Origin of the sequence: Lysinibacillus sp. 38-6, from assembly GCF_046245175.1 — a bacterium.
In the GTDB taxonomy this organism is placed as follows: Bacteria; Bacillota; Bacilli; order Bacillales_A; family Planococcaceae; genus Lysinibacillus.
In genome coordinates this window covers 3590765-3610406 of sequence record NZ_CP176417.1, presented here as the reverse complement: position 1 = coordinate 3610406, position 19642 = coordinate 3590765, and the positions used below count along the sequence as shown (strand labels likewise).

Sequence of the window (19642 nt, the reverse complement as noted above, 5' to 3'; positions counted from 1 at the left end):
ACCGATGAGCTTATCGGTGGGATTCTTTTTTTTAATTTGTAGGTTTTTTCAAGTCCATTGTAGCTGCTGCACTTTCAACTTTTACGCGTTTTAAGAAGAACGCAAGTATTAAGGCAACCACTGTCAGGAATGCTGCAATTAAGAAGGAATGGGTAATACCATCTAATAATGCATTTTGCATAATCTGTTCTTGCATTTGTTGCATTTGCTCTGCTGTCGGTACAACACCTGATTGTGCTGCTTTCTCCTTAGCTTCTGCGATTAAGTCAGCTGCTGTTGATTTTGTACGGTTGTTCATAAATGTAACTAAAACCGCACTACCAATAGCCCCAGCTACTTGTTGTAATGTATTGTTGATCGCTGTACCATGTGGATTCATCATTTGTGGTAATTGATTTAAACCATTTGTCATAATAGGCATCATTACCATCGACATACCTAACATACGAATTGTGTACAACGATACGATAAATGTATAGCTAGAATCTAGCGCTAATTTTGTTAAACCAAATGTTGCAATTGTTGTGATTGTTAAACCTGTAATGGCTAAAATTCGTGGGCCGAACTTATCAAAAAGTTTACCTGTGATTGGAGACATAATCCCCATTGCAAGTGCACCAGGAAGCATCATTAAACCAGCTTCGAATGGCTCAATGCCGCGAATTGATTGTACATAGGCAGGCGTTAAAATCATACCAGAGAACATTGCCATTGAAACAATTACTGAAATACCAGACGCTAGAGCAAACATTGGGTATTTGTAAATACGTAGCTCTAGTAATGGCTGCTCCATACGTAATTGTTTAAAGATGAAAATAAATAAAGAAATAAACCCGATGATAATCGTACCGTAAACCCAAGGACTAGACCATCCTTTGTCACCAGCAGTACTGAAACCGTATAAAATACCACCAAACGCGATTGTTGATAATAATACGGAAGGAACATCTAAGTGCACTTTACGTGTTTCCATTACGTTATCTAATTTCCAAATACCAAATAGCAGACTAATAATTGCAAATGGTATAATCATTTGGAATAGCATACGCCAATCATGATGTTCAACGATATACCCTGATAATGTTGGGCCAATCGCCGGTGCGGCAATCATAACTAACCCAAATACACCCATTGCTGCTCCACGTTTTTCTTTCGGGAAGCTAGTCAACATAACGTTCATTAATAATGGTGACATACTAGCAGCCCCTGCTGCTTGCACCATACGTCCTGCAAGTAATAAACCAAATGTTGGAGCAAAGCCCGCCATAATTGTACCTATAGTAAAGATAGACATTGCGGTAATAAATAAATGTCTATTTTTAAAGCGGGTTACAAAAAATGCCGAAGCAGGTACTAAAATACCACTTACAAGCATATAACCCGTTGCAAGCCATTGTACTTGTGCATACGTAATACCAAAATCTTTCATGATTGTTGGCAATGCAACATTTAACAATGTGTTGTTAAGAAAAGCAACAAAAGCACCCACGAACAAAATGGCGATCATGCCATAAGGGGGCTTTTTCATTGTTAAGTCATTATTCATTTATATCCCTCTATTCTTTCTTGTTGTTTTGCGATAAAACTAATTTTATACTCGCAGTCTACTTTTTTCAAGAATTAAGATTAAAAAATTTCAAAACGTTGATATATAAGCGTTTACATTGTAGAATACGAGTATAATAACTTAAAAAGGTGAGGTCATGAACAAAAGAAAAAGACAAATTATCACTGCAGCTCGGGAACTATTCACAGCAAAAGGATTTTTAGATACTTCCATTAACGAAATTATTAGTGCAGCCAAAGTTTCAAAAGGTACTTTTTATAATCATTTTGTCTCCAAAAACGAATGCTTAATCGCCATTTTAGATGAAGGTCGTGAGGAAGCAAGCAATCGTCGACATGAGCTTCTTTACGGAAAAGATCCGACAGATTTAGAAATATTAACACAGCAAGTCGCTGTCTTGATGCATGTTAATCGTGAGCACAACATAGTACAAATTTTCGAATCGATTTTCCATTCACGGGACAGTGAGCTTAAGAAAATTCTGTTAAATTATCACTTCCAAGAATTAGAGTGGCTTGCAAATCGACTGGTCCAAGTGTTTGGTGAAGAAATTAGACCGATGAGCTATGAATGTGCCGTTCAAACGTTTGGGATGATTAATATCACTTTACGTGCAGTATTGGTAGCTGATTATAAATATTTAAATCGCGAAGCAATTGTACGAGTAGCATTACGCAATATAAGCGTTATTATACCTACTATGCTTGAATCAAAAGAAGTTCTCATTAGCGCCGAAATGATTAATGCGATACAAAACGTTATTAATTATCAACATGTAAGCAAAGAAGTCGTAATTGAGCAATTGCAGGGCTTTATAAAGGGACTTACAGAGAACGAAACGGTTGAAGGTTTCGAGTTTGCAACTTTCCTTTTAGAAGAACTTCAAAAGCCAAAACCAAAGCTCTTTATTATTGAATCGTTACTAACGCCTTTCAGAAAAGCATTTGTCGGAACAGAACATGCAGCTGAAGCACGTGATATCGCCAATAGTCTATGGCGCTATGTCAAAATGGAACAACCATCAGAGCCATGTAAAAAATAACGATAAAAAGTGTTAGATTGACCGCCATCAATCTAACACTTTTTTGCGTCCTAGCGTTGTCAGTTACAGCATAGGCTTTTTGAAGGCATCCTTCCTTAATCTGAAGGGATATTATCTCGCGTTGTACAATACCTTTAAAATCAAAAAGAGCCTAGACAAATCGTCATTTAACCCCACCTGTTATTCGTTTTCAAACGCCCCCTGCTGTATACTGTAAGTACAAAAACAGCGTAGGGGGCTTTTTAGTGTTACAGCGAATAATTATTACAGGCTATAAACCACATGAACTAGGGATTTTTAATGACAAACATCCAGGAGTCCCTATTATAAAAAAAGCTTTAGAAAACCGCTTGAGAATTTTATTAGATGAAGGGTTAGAATGGGTTATTATTAGTGGTCAGCAAGGCGTGGAAACATGGGCTGCCGAAGTCGTCTTAACGTTAAAGAATGAATTTCCTGACTTAAAATATGCCATTATCACACCATTTTTAGAGCAAGACAAGAACTGGCAAGAAATGAAACAAGAAAAATATCAATCACTTGTAGCCCAAGCCGACTTTGTAACGAGTGTCACGAAAAAACCGTATGAAGCGCCTTGGCAATTTACGGAGAAAGACAAATTTATTATTCAAAACACGGACGGTTTACTGCTCGTCTATGATGAAGAGAATGAAGGCTCCCCGAAGTATATCAAGCGCTTGGCCGAAAAATATATGGAAAACCACGACTATATGGTTCTAACTATTAACTCCTACGATCTTCAAGTAATTGCAGAGGAAATGCAACAGCAAGATTGGTAGGTTATGTTAACGAATACCTCCCCACGAAGTGAAATATGTAAAATCTTTACGACAGTTAAATATTGATATAATTTTCTGACAATTCTATAATAGAAGAAATAGTATGAGGATTGATAGTTGAAAGGAGCTGTTGACATTTGAATAGAAAAATCGAAATGATTCTAGAGCCTTCTCCAGTGAATGTCTCACATGATACGTATCGCAGAGAGTGCCAGTATACGCGAGGGATCCATATTGAGGAACAAGAGTTTAAAGCCATTTTAAATTCAATGTGCCACGATTCACGCTTATATTTTGATTTCCACAACCCACGAAAAGAGATTAAAAAAGGAACTTATTTAAATGGACACTCCGGTTTAGCTCGAAATATTTATGACTACTATAAAACTTATTACGATATTGAAGTACCAGACATTATAAACGGTAAAGATTTCTACGTAAAAATCATTTAACAGTGCCAGGCACCCAAACAATTCTGAAATCTTTATACAATAAAAAACTACACCTCTGCTTGTCCAACAAGTGAGGTGTAGTTTAATTATTCATAATTGCGGTTATAGATTATTTCCACAAACCATTTGCAACCATTTTCTTTTTGTTGCCGAACGCCATGATAACAAAAAGAATATTAATGATTAACATTACAATAATAATAAGTAACACAGCAGTGTAACTTCCTGTAAAGTCAAAAATATAACCATATGCCGGTAAAGCAATGATACCCGCAACTGCTAAACCAATAGAAACTGTCGAGTAAATTTGACTATAATCTTTATTACCAAATAACGCAGATGTAATAGCAGGAGCAATTGTACCAATTGAAGCGGATACGAAACCAAATAGTCCAACACCTAATACTACAGCAAACGTAATTTTAACAAAGAAGAACAGAATTAACATTGAAGCTAATCCAATACACATTGCAACAATTGCAGTATTGCGAGCACCAATTTTATCGATTAAATAACCGAAGATAATTGATCCTAGAAGTACACCAACCATTAAAGAAGCCATAACATTACCTGTGAATTTCACATCATAACCTTGATTTACAAGATACGTAGGGATGTGAATAGAGAAACTAGCTACAGATGTAATGATGAAGAAGAATAAAATTAATAATACGAATGCTAATGATTTTTTAGCATCTGCGAATGAAATACCAGAATTACTAGTATCTTTTTCTACTTTATTCTCATCAGCGTTAGTTTCCTCAGCACCATAAGGTAATAAACCTTTTTCTTGTGGTGATTTTCTTAAGAAGAAAATAATTGTTGGCACAATAATTACGATAGCTGCAACACCTACCATAATATAAGCACTTCTCCAACCTTGGTTAGCAATTAAGTTACCAATTACCGGAGAAGAGAATGCTCCAATTAAACCACCTGAAGCAGTAATAATACCTAAAGCTAAACCACTGCGTTGTTTAAACCATTGATTAACTAAAACCGGACCAGCTAATACTGTAATAATTACGCCACCAACAGCTAAAGGAATAGCTAAGATATACCATCCCCATACCGAGTTCATCATACCGAATAGCGCGAAAGAACCTGCTTGTAAAATAATTGCAATACTAAGTAAAATACGTGTATCGTATTTCGCCATTAACTTACCGCCGATTGGTAAGAAAATCATCGTTACAATTGATGAAATACTTAGATACAATGTTAAATTCCCTAGACCTACACCAAGATCTTTCGATACTGATGGTAAGAATAGACCTGCTGAACTGTTTAGGCCAGACTTAGCTAGACCAACTGTAATACATAAACCTAGTAAAACTAGCCATGCAAAGTGAAACTTTTTCTTATTAGCACTCATTTCCCTATTTCTCCTTTTATTTAAAAAAATTTATTTTACACGAAACGCCAAATTTCGCCATTTGACTATAATTTAGCAATAACGTAATGATAAAAAAAACATATTGTTGTATACTTGCTTTACTTAACTTGCGCCAATAGCGTAAGCTATATGCACAATAATTAAGTTGGATCTACTTTATAAAAAGAATTTACGGTTTCCTTGAAAATTGATTTAATGAAGTGGAATCCTTGCGCACTGACTATATCAAAATGCTTATACACTCTTTTTATATAAACCTGCGATAGCTTACTTTTCATGTTTCTGCAAGTAATAACGCAGTTGATTAATTTACCTCTAAAACCGCATGACACTAGACTTTATCTTGTTTTCGCCCCACGTAAACACCTCCAAAAAATGTGAAACTTTTGTGACCTGTAATTTATTTTACCATTAAACTGTTTAATATTAAATTAATTAATTTCACAGAAAATTCATTTCCGGTTAAAAAAGTACTTGACATCGCATTTTTTTCTATCTAAACGAAAGTATTTTTTGCTACTTTTATCGTTTTTAAAGTAGGTAGTTATAACTAACATAGAAAAAAATAGAAAATAAGTCTTTACTACTTACCATTAAAATTAATATAATCAATCTTAACCATTAATTTAAAGGTAAATTATTTCCTTTATTAGTGATTAATTACTATTTTAATATAACTATTTAACAGGAGGTCTTCAGTGCAATATGATTGATCAATTAAAATTACTAGACTTAAAAAATAAGAACAAACTTATGCTATTCACTTATTTAGCTTCTACTATTTTAGGTCTAATCGGTTCACTATCTTTAAAACCTGATTTTTGGATTATCTTTTTCTATAGCGCGCAAATTATATTTTATCCATTGATATACATAGTGAGTAATCGTTATAAGAAAGAAATTGTATTCCCATATTTAATCGTTATCGTTATGAATATATTTAATATTTGCTTAGTAATGATTCATGGCGGACAAATATCGACAGCATTATCTATATTTTTCTTCGCAGTATTCGCTGCTGTTCAATTTAACAACAAAATTTTCGGTATTGGATATGCTTTTGGTTTAGTAACACTTATCCTAGTGTATCTATTCCCTTCACCTGAATTTGAGCCCTACGCCGTAAATATAAGTTCTTTTGTTATCATTTATCTTTTTGTTGGTTTTCTATTAACAATATTAATTCGTATGAATCAAAATCAATTTAAAAAATTACAAGAGTATAGCGAAATAGCCGAAGCCGATGCGAAGTTAAAAGAAGAACATAAAATGAATTTAGAACGCGAAATCGCGGTTATTGCTGATAGCATTGGTAAAATTAACGAGAAAGTTCAGTTTAGTTTAAGATCGCAAGAAGAAATTCAAATAGCGATGAATGAAGTTTCAACAGGAAGTATGCTACAAAGTGAGCAAATTTCTAAAATTGCAGATAGTGCGCAAAATAACTTGGCGGCCATCCATTCCATGAATGAAATAACGGCTCGTTTAATAGATGATTCTGTGCAATCTAGCAATCTAGCAGATGAAGGTCATAAAAAAGTTCATCTTTTAACAACAGAGATGAATAGTCTTCAGGATGTTATTGCGAACTTAAGTGAAAACTTCAAGGCATTAACTGAAAAAATAGAAGAAACAAATCAGTTTGCTAACGATATTCAACAAATTACGGAGCAAACAAACTTATTAGCATTAAATGCTTCTATCGAGGCGGCTCGTGCTGGGGATGCAGGAAAAGGATTCTCTGTCGTGGCACAAGAAATAAGAAACTTAGCTGATTTAACGAATAATATTACTGTAAAAATCACAGAGAATTTAACTGATGTGAATACAACAAATAAATTAGCACAGGTTAATATGCAAAAAAGTAGTGATACATTACATCAAAGTGTAGAGTCAACAAAGTTAGTTAATGCAAACTTCATTCAATTAAGCGACATTTTACATTCATTAAAAACGCAGTTTAATGAATTTGAGCAATTATCAAATGAAGTAGCTGTAAATAGCCAAAGTGTTGACACATCGACAAATGACTTTGCAGCGATTATTGAAGAAGCTACTGCAACATTGCAACAAATGAATGCATCAATTGAAAGCATTACAGCTGACAACCACACAATCGCGAAGTACGTTGATGACACAGCTAAAAGTGCTGATAATATTAAAAATACTTATTAAGTTGCGCTAAAGGCGCTAATAAAAACTTTGTGCACAATAACAAGAGTACGGGAATGAAATACATCCCCGTACTCTTTTTTAGTGCCTTTTTGAGTGCCAGGCACCCAAACAATTTTGAATTTTCAGAACAAATTTTCTAACGCAAAAACGCCACTGGTGATGCGCTAGAGACGTAATGGCTTCTATTATCTTTGATGGAAGTGCAGTGGATGATTGCGCTTTAAATGGCCACATCATGCTTAAACTGATATCCCTTTCCTCTTCAGCTCCCCTTCCTTGTATAACACAAAAAAATAGTATACTAAGCACCGCTTAGCATACTATTTCCATCATTAAAGCCTATAAGTCAGCCACTTGTGCACTAACTGCTTTATTGTTATATACTTCTGTATCCAGTTCTTTCGTTACTCGTGCTGTTGTCACACCTGCTGTCATTGAACCACTTACGTTTAATGCAGTACGTCCCATATCGATTAACGGCTCCACTGAAATTAAAATCCCGGCAAGAGCAACTGGTAAATGAAGCGCTGATAGGACAAGAATTGCTGCAAATGTTGCACCACCACCAACACCCGCTACACCAAACGAACTAATCGCCACTACGGCAATGACAGTAATGATGAAGACAGGATCTAACGGATTAATACCAACAGTTGGTGCAATCATAATAGCCAACATTGCTGGATAAACCCCGGCACAACCATTTTGACCAATCGATAAACCGAATGAACCTGCGAAGTTCGCTATCCCTTCTGGCACACCTAGTCTACCTGTTTGTGTCTTAATATTCATCGGTAAAGTACCCGCACTTGAACGTGACGTGAAGGCAAATAATAAAGTTTCAAGCGTTTTTTTCACATACGTAAATGGATTTAAACCGCTTAAAGAAAGAATCAGTAAATGAACAAGGAACATGATAATTAATGCAACGTAAGAAGCAATAACAAACTTACCTAAGTTGTAAATTGCTCCAAAGTCAGATGTTGCGACTGTGCGTGCCATAATGGCTAAAATACCGAATGGAGTTAAACGTAACACAATCGTTACAACACCCATGATTAAAGCATGCACACCATCTATACCTTTTTTAATCGTAGCGGCCATCTCTTCATCTTTACGCGCAACACGTAAATAAGCAAATCCTAAAAATGCTGCAAAAATTACTACGGCAATTGTCGATGTTGAACGAGCTCCTGTTAAATCAAGGAATGGGTTTGCAGGGAACAATTCAATAATTTGCGTTGGCAAATCCGGTGCAGTCATGCTCGTTGTTTTTTCTTCTAAGTATGCCCCACGCTCTGTTTCTGCATCACCATGCATAATTTGAGTAGCATCTAAATCAAAAATTGTTGCTGACAGAATCCCTACTGCTGCGGATACAGCTGTAGTACCAATTAAAATTGCTAAAATTAAAGCAGCCATTTTCCCGAAGTTTTTGCCAATCGTCATTTTCGTAAAGGCAATCAAAATAGAAATAAATACTAATGGCATCGCCACCATTTGAAGCAATTTCACATAACCAGTACCAATAATGTTGTACCATGGCGTTGTTTCGGCCAATACTTCCGAATCAATACCGTAAAATAATTGCAGTCCAAGACCAAGTGCAATACCTAAGCCAAGACCAGCAAAAACACGATTGGAGAATTTCACGTGTTTTTTATTCATAATAACTAAAATTCCAACGCACACAAGTAATAGTGCTACGTTCAGAATGACTTGTAAAGTTGACAATAGAAGGCCTCCTAAGTTGTTTTATTAAATGTAAATCGAATTATATACCTATAATACCTATTATTCAAGTATGTTTTATTAAGATTAATAATTTTAAAAATGTAAGCGGTTCATTTACTTTGATTAAACTAGTGAAAAGGAATACAATTATATTAGTTTAACAGTATACTTGTATTTGGGAGGAGAGTATGTTCATGGCAAAATTACAAAATAAAGTGGCGATTATTACAGGTAGTGGTGCAGGAATCGGTAAAGAAATAGCGCGCACATATGCACAACAAGGTGCAAAGGTTGTCATTGCTGACTTCAATGAGGACGCACTTAATGCAACCGTTTCTGAATTTAATGAAGCTGGATTTGACGCATTTGGTGTTAAAGTAAATGTCGCTATAGAAGAGGATATCCAAAAAATGATTGCTAATACCGTAGCTCATTTTGGTCGTATAGATATTTTAGTCAATAACGCTGGAGTTGGTGACAATATGCAAGCAGCTGCAAATGTAGAAGATGCTGTTTGGCAGCGTGTCATGGACATTAATGTGAACGGTGTTATGCGTGCTATCCGACAAGTATTACCGATCTTTATTGAAAATGGTGGCGGAACGATTGTTAATATGGCTTCTATTGCTGGTTTAACAGGCGGTCGTGGCGGACTCGCTTATACAACCGCTAAACATGCTGTTGTCGGGATGACAAAAAACATCGCCTCTCACTATGGCCCGCAAAATATCCGTTGCAATGCTATTGCACCAGCACATGTAGAAACTGGTTTCGCAGCAACAATGACTAATGTGGATCCATTCGGTATGGAACAATCTGTGCGTGGCGTTCAACTTATGCCAAAAGCAGGTCAAGTTGCGGATATTGCGAATATCGCCCTATTTTTAGCTTCGGAAGATTCCGCTCTTATTAACGGCGTAGCTTTAGCAGCCGACGCAGGCTGGAGCGCTTATTAAAATTTTCCGTGCATGTTTAAAAACCTACCTCCTATTTTGGATGAGGTAGGTTTTTTTATGCACTGCGGTATTTTCGCACCGCTTGGCTTCATGAAATTAATGGACGAGGTAGGTTTGTTTGCTATTAATTAAATAACAGCTACCTAATATTTTTTTACATTCTTTTTTTAAGCGCGTCACAGCATCTGACATATGGTCAACTGACGTAAACTTCTGATATTCATTTGTCAAAACAGCTATAGATAATGAAGTACAAGTAAAACGCTCTAATTTACCAACTCTATTTGGCACTTGTAATTGAAGCAAATCTTCAAGCTCATAAAAATCAATAATATGGGCATCAAACTCTTCAATAATCGTTAGGCAAATGCCAGCCACTTCATAATGTGGAATAATTGCTACAAAGTCATCGCCACCGATATGGCCTAAAAAGTCTTTTACTCCCGTAATGTTTCTACTAAGGATTTCTGTTAAATAGAGCAAAATATTATCCCCTCTTTTAAAACCATAGGTGTCATTATACGTTTTAAAATGATCCAAATCAAAATAAATAAGACTATACTTTTCAAGTTGTAATGCTTCTTCTAATTTTTCTTCTATTAATTTATTGCCGGGTAAGCTTGTTAGAGGATTTAAAAAACTAGCAATGGCTACTTGTGTCTCTACGAGTTTTAATAGCAGTTCTCTAATACTGACTACCCCTACATATTCCCCTTTATTAATGACAATAACATCATCATATAAATCCTCCGGTCGTCTCCCCATCGCCTCCGTACTGACTTCGATAATGGGTGTCCCACTATCTACAATAAGGGGATTATCTTTAATGATAAGCTGATTTTGACGACCCATAAATAAATGATAACCATAGCGTGTACCAATTTTCTGATAGAAATGTGTCCGGGTAATATGTCCAATTGGTCTGCCATCTCGTACAACAACTACACTTCGCAATGATGGATTACTCGTAAAAAGTAAATCTACATCTTTGTTTTTCACAAATTCATCAATACAAGGAACGTTTTCTATGACTTCTCCTATCTGCATCGTCATCCACCCTTATTTCCCCCAATTGAATATCTTTTGCTGGCTTCCCTAACGCATATCCTTGTGCATAGTGGATGCCAATGGCTTGTAAATATTCGATCTCTTCTTGTCGTTCTATTCCTTCTGCAATAATTTTTGTTTCTGCCTGTTCAGCGTACTTCATTAATAATGTTACTAGTTGCTGTTGTTCACAGTTTTTATCGATAAATTGAATTAATGAGCGATCAAGCTTAATAAATTCGGGCTTTAAATAGACAAGTGTTTTTAAACTATTATAGCCTGAACCCATATCATCTACTGCAATGCGATAGCCTTGTGATCGATAATGTGATAATACTCGTTCAAACTCCACAAAATCTAACACAGCACTGCGCTCAGTTAACTCAAAAACAACCTGCTGGGGCTTAATGCCGAGCTCTTTTAGCAGTAGTAATGTTTCACCACTGTTATATTTTTTATCTAGTAATACGTTCGGGTGGATATTGAGAAAAAGGATAAAATCTTGACTTTGTAACGCTCCTTGAAGACGCTCTTTGAAACGTTGCAACGAAAGGTTACGACAAAAGCATTCAAATAAAAAGACGCTGTCTGTTTGTCCTACAAATTCATAAAATTGGTCGACACTATTAAATAAATCAGAAGGCGTTGGTCGATTTAATGCCTCAAACCCCATTGTTTGCCTTGTTTGTAAATCTACAATCGGTTGAAAATAAGTATGTAAATCTTTAGCTTCCATAATTTTTTTCAATGCTTTTAACCGTTTTATATATAAAGTATTGTGTTGATGCTGTTCATATAAATGATTTAAATATAAAAAAACACTGCTCGTTTTTACGTTTTGTCTCACAATGGACTCCATTATGCACCTCTTAAATTGGTTATTATTCTCCATTGTAAACTTATATTGTAAATAGGCTGTGAAGTAGTTGTAAATTGTGTGAGAATTGTGTGAGTGCCTGGTACTTAGAACTATTGACAAATTATTTTGATTATTTATCATTAAATATAGTAAGTATTTTTCTTTCTATTCAGAAAATTATAGATTGCTAGTAGATGTTTATTTTTTTCTTAGGTCTTTATAGGAAAACCTATTGAGATAAATTATTTTCAAGGGAGGATCATGTTAATGAGTTTGTCTATTCAACAACTATTGGAGAACAGAGGAATTACAGCAAAATCTGAGCACCTTGAACTACTGCAAACACGGTGGGAAAGTATGCAATCACTTCGAAGCAATTTAGAAGGCATTGCAATTGATGATGCGGATATCGCGGTTCGCAACATTCCTGGAGGTGACCACATTGAAAACTGATTTACATTTAAAATCTGTAGAAGAATTGGCGCCATTACTTGAAAACAAAACACTTTCTCCCGTCGAATTGACGAAGGAAATTTTAAACTTCGCTGAAGAAAGTCAGCCGAAAATTAATGCTTACATGGCTTTCTATCGCGATGAGGCTTTAGAACAGGCGAAATTGGCAGAGCAAGAAATATTAAATGGTCAATACCGTGGCATGTACCACGGCATTCCGCTGGCACTAAAAGATAATTTATATTTTAAAGATAAAATTACGACGATGTCTTCAAAAATTCATCAAGATTTCGTCTCTCATTATGATGCGACTGTCGTAGAAAAGCTGCGTGATGCCGGCGTTATTTTTACAGGGAAATTAAGTATGCACGAATATGCATGGGGCATTACGAACAATAATCCACACTATGGACCTGTGCGCAACCCATGGGATCTCGATAAAATCCCAGGTGGCTCTAGCGGCGGTTCAGGCGCAGCCGTAGCGGCAGGTGCAAGCGTAGCCTCGTTAGGAACGGATACAGCAGGCTCGATCCGGATTCCTTCTTCAGCTTGTGGTATTGTCGGCTTAAAACCTACGCATGGTCGTGTAAGTAAATATGGCTGCTACCCGCTTGCTTGGAGCTTAGACCATATTGGACCTATGACAAAAACGGTAAAAGATGCGGCGGCTATGCTCGAGATTATTTCAGGTTTCGACCACCGAGACCCTACTTGTATCAATGCACCGGTCGATAATTATTTACAACAAATTTCTGGCGATGTGAAAGATTTAGTTATCGGTGTCAATGAGGATTATTTCTTTAACAGAGTAGACGCAGATGTTGATCGGGCAGTTCGTGCAAGTATTCAACAACTAGTAGACCAAGGGGCCAAGGTGGAAGTTGTGAAAATTCCATCACTGCAATATGCAGAATGGGCGGAGCTTGTTACTTCACTATCTGAGGCATCTGCTATTCATCATTCAGATATGCAGACGAGACCACAAGATTTCGGTAATGATATTCGTCTATTGTTTGAGCTAGGTGAATTACCTTCAGCTGTGGATTATTTACAAGCACAACAAGTACGTAGACAAATCAAGCAAGAGTTTACGCAAATATTCAACCAAGTAGATGTGTTAATCACACCTACATTACCGATTGTAGCCAATACGATTGGCGATGACTTTGCAGATTTAAATGGCGAAAAAGTCGACTTAATCGACAATATTATCCGCTTCACTGGGCCTAGTAACTTAACAGGATTACCTGCCCTTTCAGTTCCATGCGGGTTTAAAGGTAATTTGCCAATCGGCTTACAAATTATTGGTCCAGCATTTAAAGAAGGGCGCATCCTAAATGTTGGCTATGCCATTGAACAAACAAATCCATTAAAAAATAGAAAGCCGGACCTTTTTGCAAACATATAAAAGTATAGATAACCGTCCATTCGTGGGCGGTTCTTTTTGTTCATTTCAAATAAAAGCCAACTACTATATTCATTTATCCTAAAATGATGGTACGATACTTAATAATAAATTATTGGAAAGGTCTAGATTCCCTCATGAACGTAAAAAACTTTTTGCAATTGCCTATTACAAAGGATTTTACAGTAGTTGCAGGTCGCAATGGTTTACATAAACCTGTCCAAAATGTTGAAATTCTCGATTTTGAATTTTCACCGGATATCGAAACGGTTCGTGAAACGATATTCACACCTAATAGTGTCATTCTCAGCAGTTTATTATTTGCCAAACAGCATCCCGATTATTTATTACATGCTGTGAAAAGCCTTATTCAATTGGACGCTAGCGCCTTAGCCTATAAGCCTGTTATTTATAATGATTTACCAGAGGAAGTACTCGCTTTAGCGAATGCCCATCAATTTCCGATATTACGATTTGGTGGCGATGAATTTTTTGAAAAGATTATTTTAGAAACAATGGCTTATGCCAAAACACAAGATTATACATTCTTTTTAGAAACCATTATGAAACGTCTGATTCAAGAAGAAATGTCTGATGAACAAATCACCTCTTTTTTACAACAGTTGAACAAACCGTTTGAAAAATATGTTTTTGTCGCCAATATCCATATGCAGTCAGTAAAAAATACGCAATGGATGCAGCCTTTTTTACAATTGGAGCTACTATTAAAAACAGGGCTTATTTGCAAATATAAAAATAGCATCTTGATTATCGTGACCAATCCATCACAGCATTTTCACTTTGAAAATTTCCTTCATGAATGGCTCACTATGTATAATATCTCGACAGACCAACTGACGATGGGCTACAGTCAAGTGCATGTCACACAAACAGCGCTTCATCTTGCTGTCCGCGAAGCCTTCTTTGCTCGCATTATGGCGGAAATTGATATGACCACTCGTTGTCATTATGAACAGCTTGGATCAGCAAGCTTGCTTATTGAATTACATCGGAAAGACCCTCATTTTGCTATCAACTATGTCAATAGCTATTTAAGGCCATTACTTGATGAAAAAGTAGATACTGATTTATTGAAGACTGCCATCACTTATATTGCAAAGAAAGGTAATATTAAAGAAGTTGCTGTTGCACACTTTTGCCATCCAAATACAATACGCTATCGCATGACAAAAATACGTCAATTAGTAGCGCCATTAGATAATGATTATGTATTTTATGAACGCTTATCAGCAGCCGTTAAATTGTACTTATTACATAGCAAAATAGCAGATGAATAGAAGCTTTGGAATAAGTACAAAAAAACGCCTGAAAGTTTAGAATCACAGTCAAATTCTTTTCTTCCCTATCATGCTATTCTTATTGAAGTAAGGAGGAAGAAAGATGAAACAATACATAGCTGATGGCATGCTACTGACAACTGCTATCGTGTGGGGCAGTGGTTTTGTCATAACTGCTGTTGCACTAGAATATTTAACTGCTTATCAAGTGATGGCAGGAAGATTTATATTAGCTTCGATTATCCTAACTGTCATTTTTGGCTACAAATTAAAAAAAGCAACAAAATCAGTTGTGTGGAAAGGTATTATACTAGGAACGATTTTATACATTGCCTTCGCCCTTCAAACGGTCGGTTTGCAATATACGACGCCTTCTAAAAATGCTTTTTTAACCGCAGTCAATGTCATTGTCGTGCCGCTTATTGCCTACGCTGTCTACAAACGCCGTATTGATGGCTATGAAATTATCGGCTCAATCATTGCGCTTGTCGGAATCGGTTGTTTATCATTACAAGGTTCCCTCACAATGAATATCGGAGATGCCCTATCTCTTGCTTGTGCTGTTGCCTTTGCTTTTGATATTTTTTGTACAAACCTTTTTGTACAAAAGGAAGATGCCATCGCTCTTACGATTATTCAGTTTATAACGGCATCTATGTTAGGTATTATCGTCGTCGTGAGTCAAGGCGATATTCCAACGACCTTTGAAAAAGAGGCCATTTATTCAATCATTTATTTAGGTATTTTTTCAACGACTATTGCTTACCTTTGTCAAAACGTTGCAAATCAATATACAACGGCTACAAAGGCCGCCATTATACTCTCAACAGAATCGTTTTTCGGCATGGTGTTATCGGTCATCTTCTTACATGAAGTACTAACGAGCCGGATGATTATTGGTGCTGTCTTAATTTTACTCGCTATTTTAATTGCTGAAGTAAAGCCCGCCTACCCCAAAAAGCGGATGATGAATAATGAACAATAATCGACCTCTAATAGTTTCAGTTGATACTGAAACTATTTTTTATTTTGCATTGCTTGTAATCATACTTGTCGTAATACCCACGACTAATACAGTAATGATGGAAAGGATTAAGGTATCGGAAGACAACAGAAAGCCTCCAAACACAATAACGATTGAATCAATAAAAAAAATAAGAATTCCGACATTCATGCCCGTTTTATCACTTAAAAACTGTGCAACAAGATCTGTTCCACCAGTGCTTGTCTGATAGCGAAGCATTAAACCGATGCCACAACCAACTAAAATCCCTCCAAATATTGCGCTATACATAGCATCGATTTGAATGACATTTCTTATAGGCTTTAATAGGTCAATAATAAACGACGAGGCAATTAACCCATGCACACTATTGTAGAAATAAGCTCTGTATTTAAACCAAGCAATAACGAATATTGGGATACTTAAAATAATAATCATCAGGCCGATTTTTAGTTTATACAAATAGAACAAAATAAGCGCTACCCCTACAACGCCTCCATCTAGTATTTGATATGGTGTTAAAAATAGATTAATGCCTAATGATATAAAAATACTCCCCACGATAATGACCAAGCCCTTCTTCAGAAAAAACATACAACCCCCCTCCGAGACTAAGCATGTACTTATAGTATGAAAAAATTGAATTGAACATGTTTTGGACTTTGTTACATGGAAAAATACTTTTCACTTACCGCTAAGCATTCCATTTAAATTGAACGGAAATGTTATCGAAATGTTCTATCTGAAAATCCCATCAATAGATTGGTGCGGTTTGTGGCAACTATGTAATTTGTACGTAAAATAAAAGACAGTATCCAAATGATACTGTCTCAGCTTGTAGACAAAAGGGATTAAGAATAGAATTCTTAATCCCTTTTTGTTATTTTCTTTGTAAAAAATGGGTTCTTACTTTCATTTTGACCATACTCTTCGAGCATTTCCTCTCTATACAGCCGTTTGCCATGTCCAATTAGCAAGCTTTTTTAAATTCATGGCAGCAAAAGTAAGCATCGCCTGCATGGACAATTTTTTAAGACCTCTTAAGGTTGTCCATCACATACCATGCTTTTCTTTTGCATCCGCAAAGACACGTTCTATCGTTTCTTTGCGCTTTGCATAAATTTGTTTAATATCATAGGAATGGCGCAAATGTTCAGCTTCTTCCATATAGGTTTCCCACATATGGATAGATAAACGAAAAATCAATCGCTGCCTCTAGTTTTCGAACTAAATGGTCTTGTGGCACCAATTGGTCAATTGTCAGCATTTCTAATTGTTCACGTTCATTGATTTGATTCTTCGTAAATTTTCCATCACCTCAAATAGATTAATTTATTTATAGTTGATTGATAGCAATTCATATCAAGTTGATTGGAGCGAAGGGCGGGCGACTCCTGCGGGAAAGCACAGAACGTAAGACGAGGGCATTCCGCGCGTTAGCGAGGGTTGCGGCTTACGTGTGTGCCCGCGGAAAGCGCCCGAACGTAGCGGAAATTAACGGCAGTAGACATCTATTTTTATTTTAAAATGAAAAAAGACAGTATCCAAATGATACTGTCTCAAAAAATTCCTATAAAAATTACACACGAACTACTGCAGCAATTGTTGCATTAAATTGCTTTTGCAGTTTACGTGTCCATTCGCCCGGCTTCCCTGTGCCGACAATGTGGCCATCGATTTCAATAACAGGTGTAATTTCAGATGTGGTAGATGTAACAATAACTTCTGTCATATCCTTTAACTGCTCTAATGTAAAAGCATGTTCTTTTACCGTTAGGCCAATTTCATTTGCGCATGCTAGCATGACATTGCGGGTAATGCCATTTAAAATCAAATTGTTCACTGGGTGTGTATAAAGTACACCATCTAAAATGCCATGAACATTGGAAGAAGCCCCCTCAGTCACCACTCCATCACGATGTAAAATTGCCTCATAACAGCCGTTCTCATAGGCCTCTTGTTTTGCTAATACGGGGCCCAATAAATTTAATGTTTTAATATCGCAACGCAACCATCGAATATCTTCTACCATCGTTGCCTTTACCCCATTTTCGAAATTTGCTAGCGGGCGGGGATTTACTTGAACATTCGCAACTAAAACCGGCTTGCTATTTTCCGGAAAGTGATGCTGACGCGGGCTTATGCCTCGTGTAATTTGAAGATAAATATGACCTGTAGCTAGATTATTTTTTTGCACAAGGTCACGCAATAACCGTATTAATTTATCTTTGCTATAAGGGATGACTAGTTTTATTTTCTCTGCACTTCTATAAAAACGGTCGAGGTGCTCGCTCAATGTAAACACCTCTCCATCATAAACTTTGATTACTTCATATATGCCATCTCCGAATTGATAACCACGATCCTGTCGATCAATGATTACTTCCTCATCTAAAACAATTCGGTCATTCCATAAGCTATATCTCATACATGTCATTCCTTTTCTTTTAATTGTTTATTCTATGCCTCTTTTGGCTACTGGCGCATTTTTACCTACTAAAACGGCCATAACGACGATCACTGCACTCACTAGCGTAAACCAAGTAATGGATTCATCTAGAAATATTGTGGCAAATAATATCATTAAAAATGGCTGTATATATTGCATTTGACTAACCCTCGCTATACCGCCAATGACCATTCCGCTATACCAAGCAACATAGGCGAGAAATTGACTTACGATGGCGAGATAGAGCAAGCTAACCCAAGCCTGTATTGGCGCATGTAGCATGTCAGCTGAAAAGTTAACTACAACCGGAATGATAAAAAATGGCGCTCCCATCACAATGGCCCATGCAATCACTTGCCAGCTCCCTAATTCTTTTGCCAGCTGGCCCCCTTCTGCATAGCTAAGACCAAGTATAATAACTGCTGCAAGTAACGCTAAATCGGCAAATTGTAATTGACCAAATCCTAGATGAATGGCATAGACAATAACAGCAAGTGCACCAATGAAACTCGACAGCCAAAATTTAAACGATGGCTTTTCACCTGCCCTATACATGGCGAATCCCGCTGTTGCTAACGGTAATAACGCTAATTCCACTGCCCCATGAGAAACAGGCAAGGACGCCATTGCCCAAGATGTAAGCAGCGGAAAAGCAAAAACGACCCCAACTGCCACAATTACTAGACTTTTAAATTGCCGACGAGTAGGCAGCTTCTCTTTTTTGACAATCAATAGAACGGCTACAAAAATAGCAGCCACAACTGTCCTTCCTAACGCTACAACAGTCGTTCCAAAATAAGCTACAGCAACACTTGTAGATGGAAGCGTTAAACTAAAGCAAATAACACCTACGAGCCCTAACAGCAAACCGAGCTTCCCTCTATTCTCCACTTGCATGCAGCTTCTCCCCTTCCATCATTTGTACCAGCTTCTGGTATAATCAAATATTAACGGGTACACTTATTCGAAAGAAATAGCTTTTTTATCTATCTGTCCTGGTACAGTT

Annotated in this window: 17 protein-coding genes and 1 pseudogene; 9 read left to right on the top strand and 9 right to left on the bottom strand. The window is 36.6% G+C overall.

Translation table 11 applies throughout. From position 1 onward, the window contains the following. Positions 1 to 31: 31 nt before the first annotated feature. Positions 32 to 1546, bottom strand: coding sequence for an MDR family MFS transporter (locus ACKVEV_RS18400; RefSeq protein WP_409367662.1), 1515 nt, complete (start codon positions 1544 to 1546; stop codon positions 32 to 34). A 157-nt stretch (positions 1547 to 1703) separates the two neighbouring features. On the opposite strand from ACKVEV_RS18400, the gene ACKVEV_RS18395 reads away from it, so the two are divergent. From ACKVEV_RS18395 to ACKVEV_RS18385, 3 genes are all read left to right on the top strand, one after another. Then, on the top strand, positions 1704 to 2609 hold the full coding sequence (locus ACKVEV_RS18395; RefSeq protein ID WP_409367661.1) for a TetR/AcrR family transcriptional regulator: 906 nt from the start codon (positions 1704 to 1706) through the stop codon (positions 2607 to 2609). Positions 2610 to 2854: 245 nt separating this feature from the next. Beyond that, positions 2855 to 3409: an SLOG family protein gene (locus tag ACKVEV_RS18390; protein WP_409367660.1), complete on the top strand. Its 555-nt coding sequence runs from the start codon at positions 2855 to 2857 to the stop codon at positions 3407 to 3409. Between the two features lie 137 nt (positions 3410 to 3546). Then, positions 3547 to 3861: a hypothetical protein gene (locus ACKVEV_RS18385; protein WP_409367659.1), complete on the top strand. Its 315-nt coding sequence runs from the start codon at positions 3547 to 3549 to the stop codon at positions 3859 to 3861. A 109-nt stretch (positions 3862 to 3970) separates the two neighbouring features. On the opposite strand, the gene ACKVEV_RS18380 is transcribed toward ACKVEV_RS18385, so the two are convergent. Next, entirely contained in the window at positions 3971 to 5236 is a 1266-nt protein-coding gene (locus ACKVEV_RS18380) for an MFS transporter (RefSeq protein WP_409367658.1), read from the bottom strand. 726 nt (positions 5237 to 5962) lie between these two features. Between ACKVEV_RS18380 and ACKVEV_RS18375 the strand changes: the two genes are divergently transcribed. Next, complete coding sequence (locus ACKVEV_RS18375; RefSeq protein WP_409367657.1) at positions 5963 to 7432, top strand: methyl-accepting chemotaxis protein; 1470 nt, start codon at positions 5963 to 5965, stop codon at positions 7430 to 7432. Between the two features lie 339 nt (positions 7433 to 7771). Here ACKVEV_RS18375 and ACKVEV_RS18370 read toward each other — a convergent pair whose 3' ends face one another. Beyond that, positions 7772 to 9166, bottom strand: coding sequence for an L-cystine transporter (locus ACKVEV_RS18370; RefSeq protein WP_409367656.1), 1395 nt, complete (start codon positions 9164 to 9166; stop codon positions 7772 to 7774). Positions 9167 to 9360: 194 nt separating this feature from the next. Here ACKVEV_RS18370 and ACKVEV_RS18365 point away from each other — a divergent pair, with 194 nt between their 5' ends. After that, positions 9361 to 10122 carry a glucose 1-dehydrogenase gene (locus tag ACKVEV_RS18365; RefSeq protein ID WP_409367655.1) on the top strand — a complete coding sequence of 254 codons (762 nt, stop codon included), beginning with the start codon at positions 9361 to 9363 and terminating at the stop codon, positions 10120 to 10122. Positions 10123 to 10218: 96 nt separating this feature from the next. Here ACKVEV_RS18365 and ACKVEV_RS18360 read toward each other — a convergent pair whose 3' ends face one another. Together ACKVEV_RS18360 and ACKVEV_RS18355 are read right to left on the bottom strand one after the other, a co-directional pair. After that, positions 10219 to 11169, bottom strand: a complete 951-nt coding sequence (locus ACKVEV_RS18360) for a GGDEF domain-containing protein (RefSeq protein ID WP_409367654.1) — start codon at positions 11167 to 11169, stop codon at positions 10219 to 10221. Then, the gene (locus tag ACKVEV_RS18355) at positions 11129 to 12028 is read right to left on the bottom strand and encodes an EAL domain-containing protein (RefSeq protein ID WP_409367653.1); all 900 of its coding nucleotides are present in this window, start codon (positions 12026 to 12028) and stop codon (positions 11129 to 11131) included. Before ACKVEV_RS18355 ends, ACKVEV_RS18360 begins: the two co-directional genes overlap by 41 nt. Before the next feature lie 267 nt (positions 12029 to 12295). Here ACKVEV_RS18355 and ACKVEV_RS18350 point away from each other — a divergent pair, with 267 nt between their 5' ends. The 4 genes from ACKVEV_RS18350 to ACKVEV_RS18335 all read left to right on the top strand — a co-directional run bounded on the left by ACKVEV_RS18350 (position 12296) and on the right by ACKVEV_RS18335 (position 16169). Next, positions 12296 to 12481 carry a hypothetical protein gene (locus tag ACKVEV_RS18350; protein ID WP_409367652.1) on the top strand — a complete coding sequence of 62 codons (186 nt, stop codon included), beginning with the start codon at positions 12296 to 12298 and terminating at the stop codon, positions 12479 to 12481. Further along, on the top strand, positions 12471 to 13889 hold the full coding sequence (locus ACKVEV_RS18345) for an amidase (RefSeq protein ID WP_409367651.1): 1419 nt from the start codon (positions 12471 to 12473) through the stop codon (positions 13887 to 13889). Before ACKVEV_RS18350 ends, ACKVEV_RS18345 begins: the two co-directional genes overlap by 11 nt. 134 nt (positions 13890 to 14023) lie before the next feature. Next, a complete protein-coding gene (locus ACKVEV_RS18340; RefSeq protein ID WP_409367650.1) occupies positions 14024 to 15184 on the top strand; it encodes a PucR family transcriptional regulator in 1161 nt (386 codons plus the stop codon). A gap of 103 nt (positions 15185 to 15287) precedes the next feature. Then, complete coding sequence (locus ACKVEV_RS18335; protein ID WP_409367649.1) at positions 15288 to 16169, top strand: DMT family transporter; 882 nt, start codon at positions 15288 to 15290, stop codon at positions 16167 to 16169. A gap of 39 nt (positions 16170 to 16208) precedes the next feature. Here the strand turns inward: ACKVEV_RS18335 and ACKVEV_RS18330 are convergent, their stop codons facing one another. The 4 genes and pseudogenes from ACKVEV_RS18330 to ACKVEV_RS18315 form a co-directional block, all read right to left on the bottom strand. Further along, complete coding sequence (locus ACKVEV_RS18330) at positions 16209 to 16781, bottom strand: YitT family protein (protein WP_409367648.1); 573 nt, start codon at positions 16779 to 16781, stop codon at positions 16209 to 16211. Positions 16782 to 17132: 351 nt separating this feature from the next. Further along, a pseudogene (locus ACKVEV_RS18325) lies at positions 17133 to 17399 on the bottom strand (transposase); the annotation flags it as partial. Between the two features lie 367 nt (positions 17400 to 17766). Beyond that, the gene (dat, locus tag ACKVEV_RS18320) at positions 17767 to 18615 is read right to left on the bottom strand and encodes a D-amino-acid transaminase (RefSeq protein ID WP_409367647.1); all 849 of its coding nucleotides are present in this window, start codon (positions 18613 to 18615) and stop codon (positions 17767 to 17769) included. Between the two features lie 27 nt (positions 18616 to 18642). Further along, positions 18643 to 19533, bottom strand: coding sequence for a DMT family transporter (locus tag ACKVEV_RS18315; protein WP_409367646.1), 891 nt, complete (start codon positions 19531 to 19533; stop codon positions 18643 to 18645). Positions 19534 to 19642 lie beyond the last annotated feature (109 nt).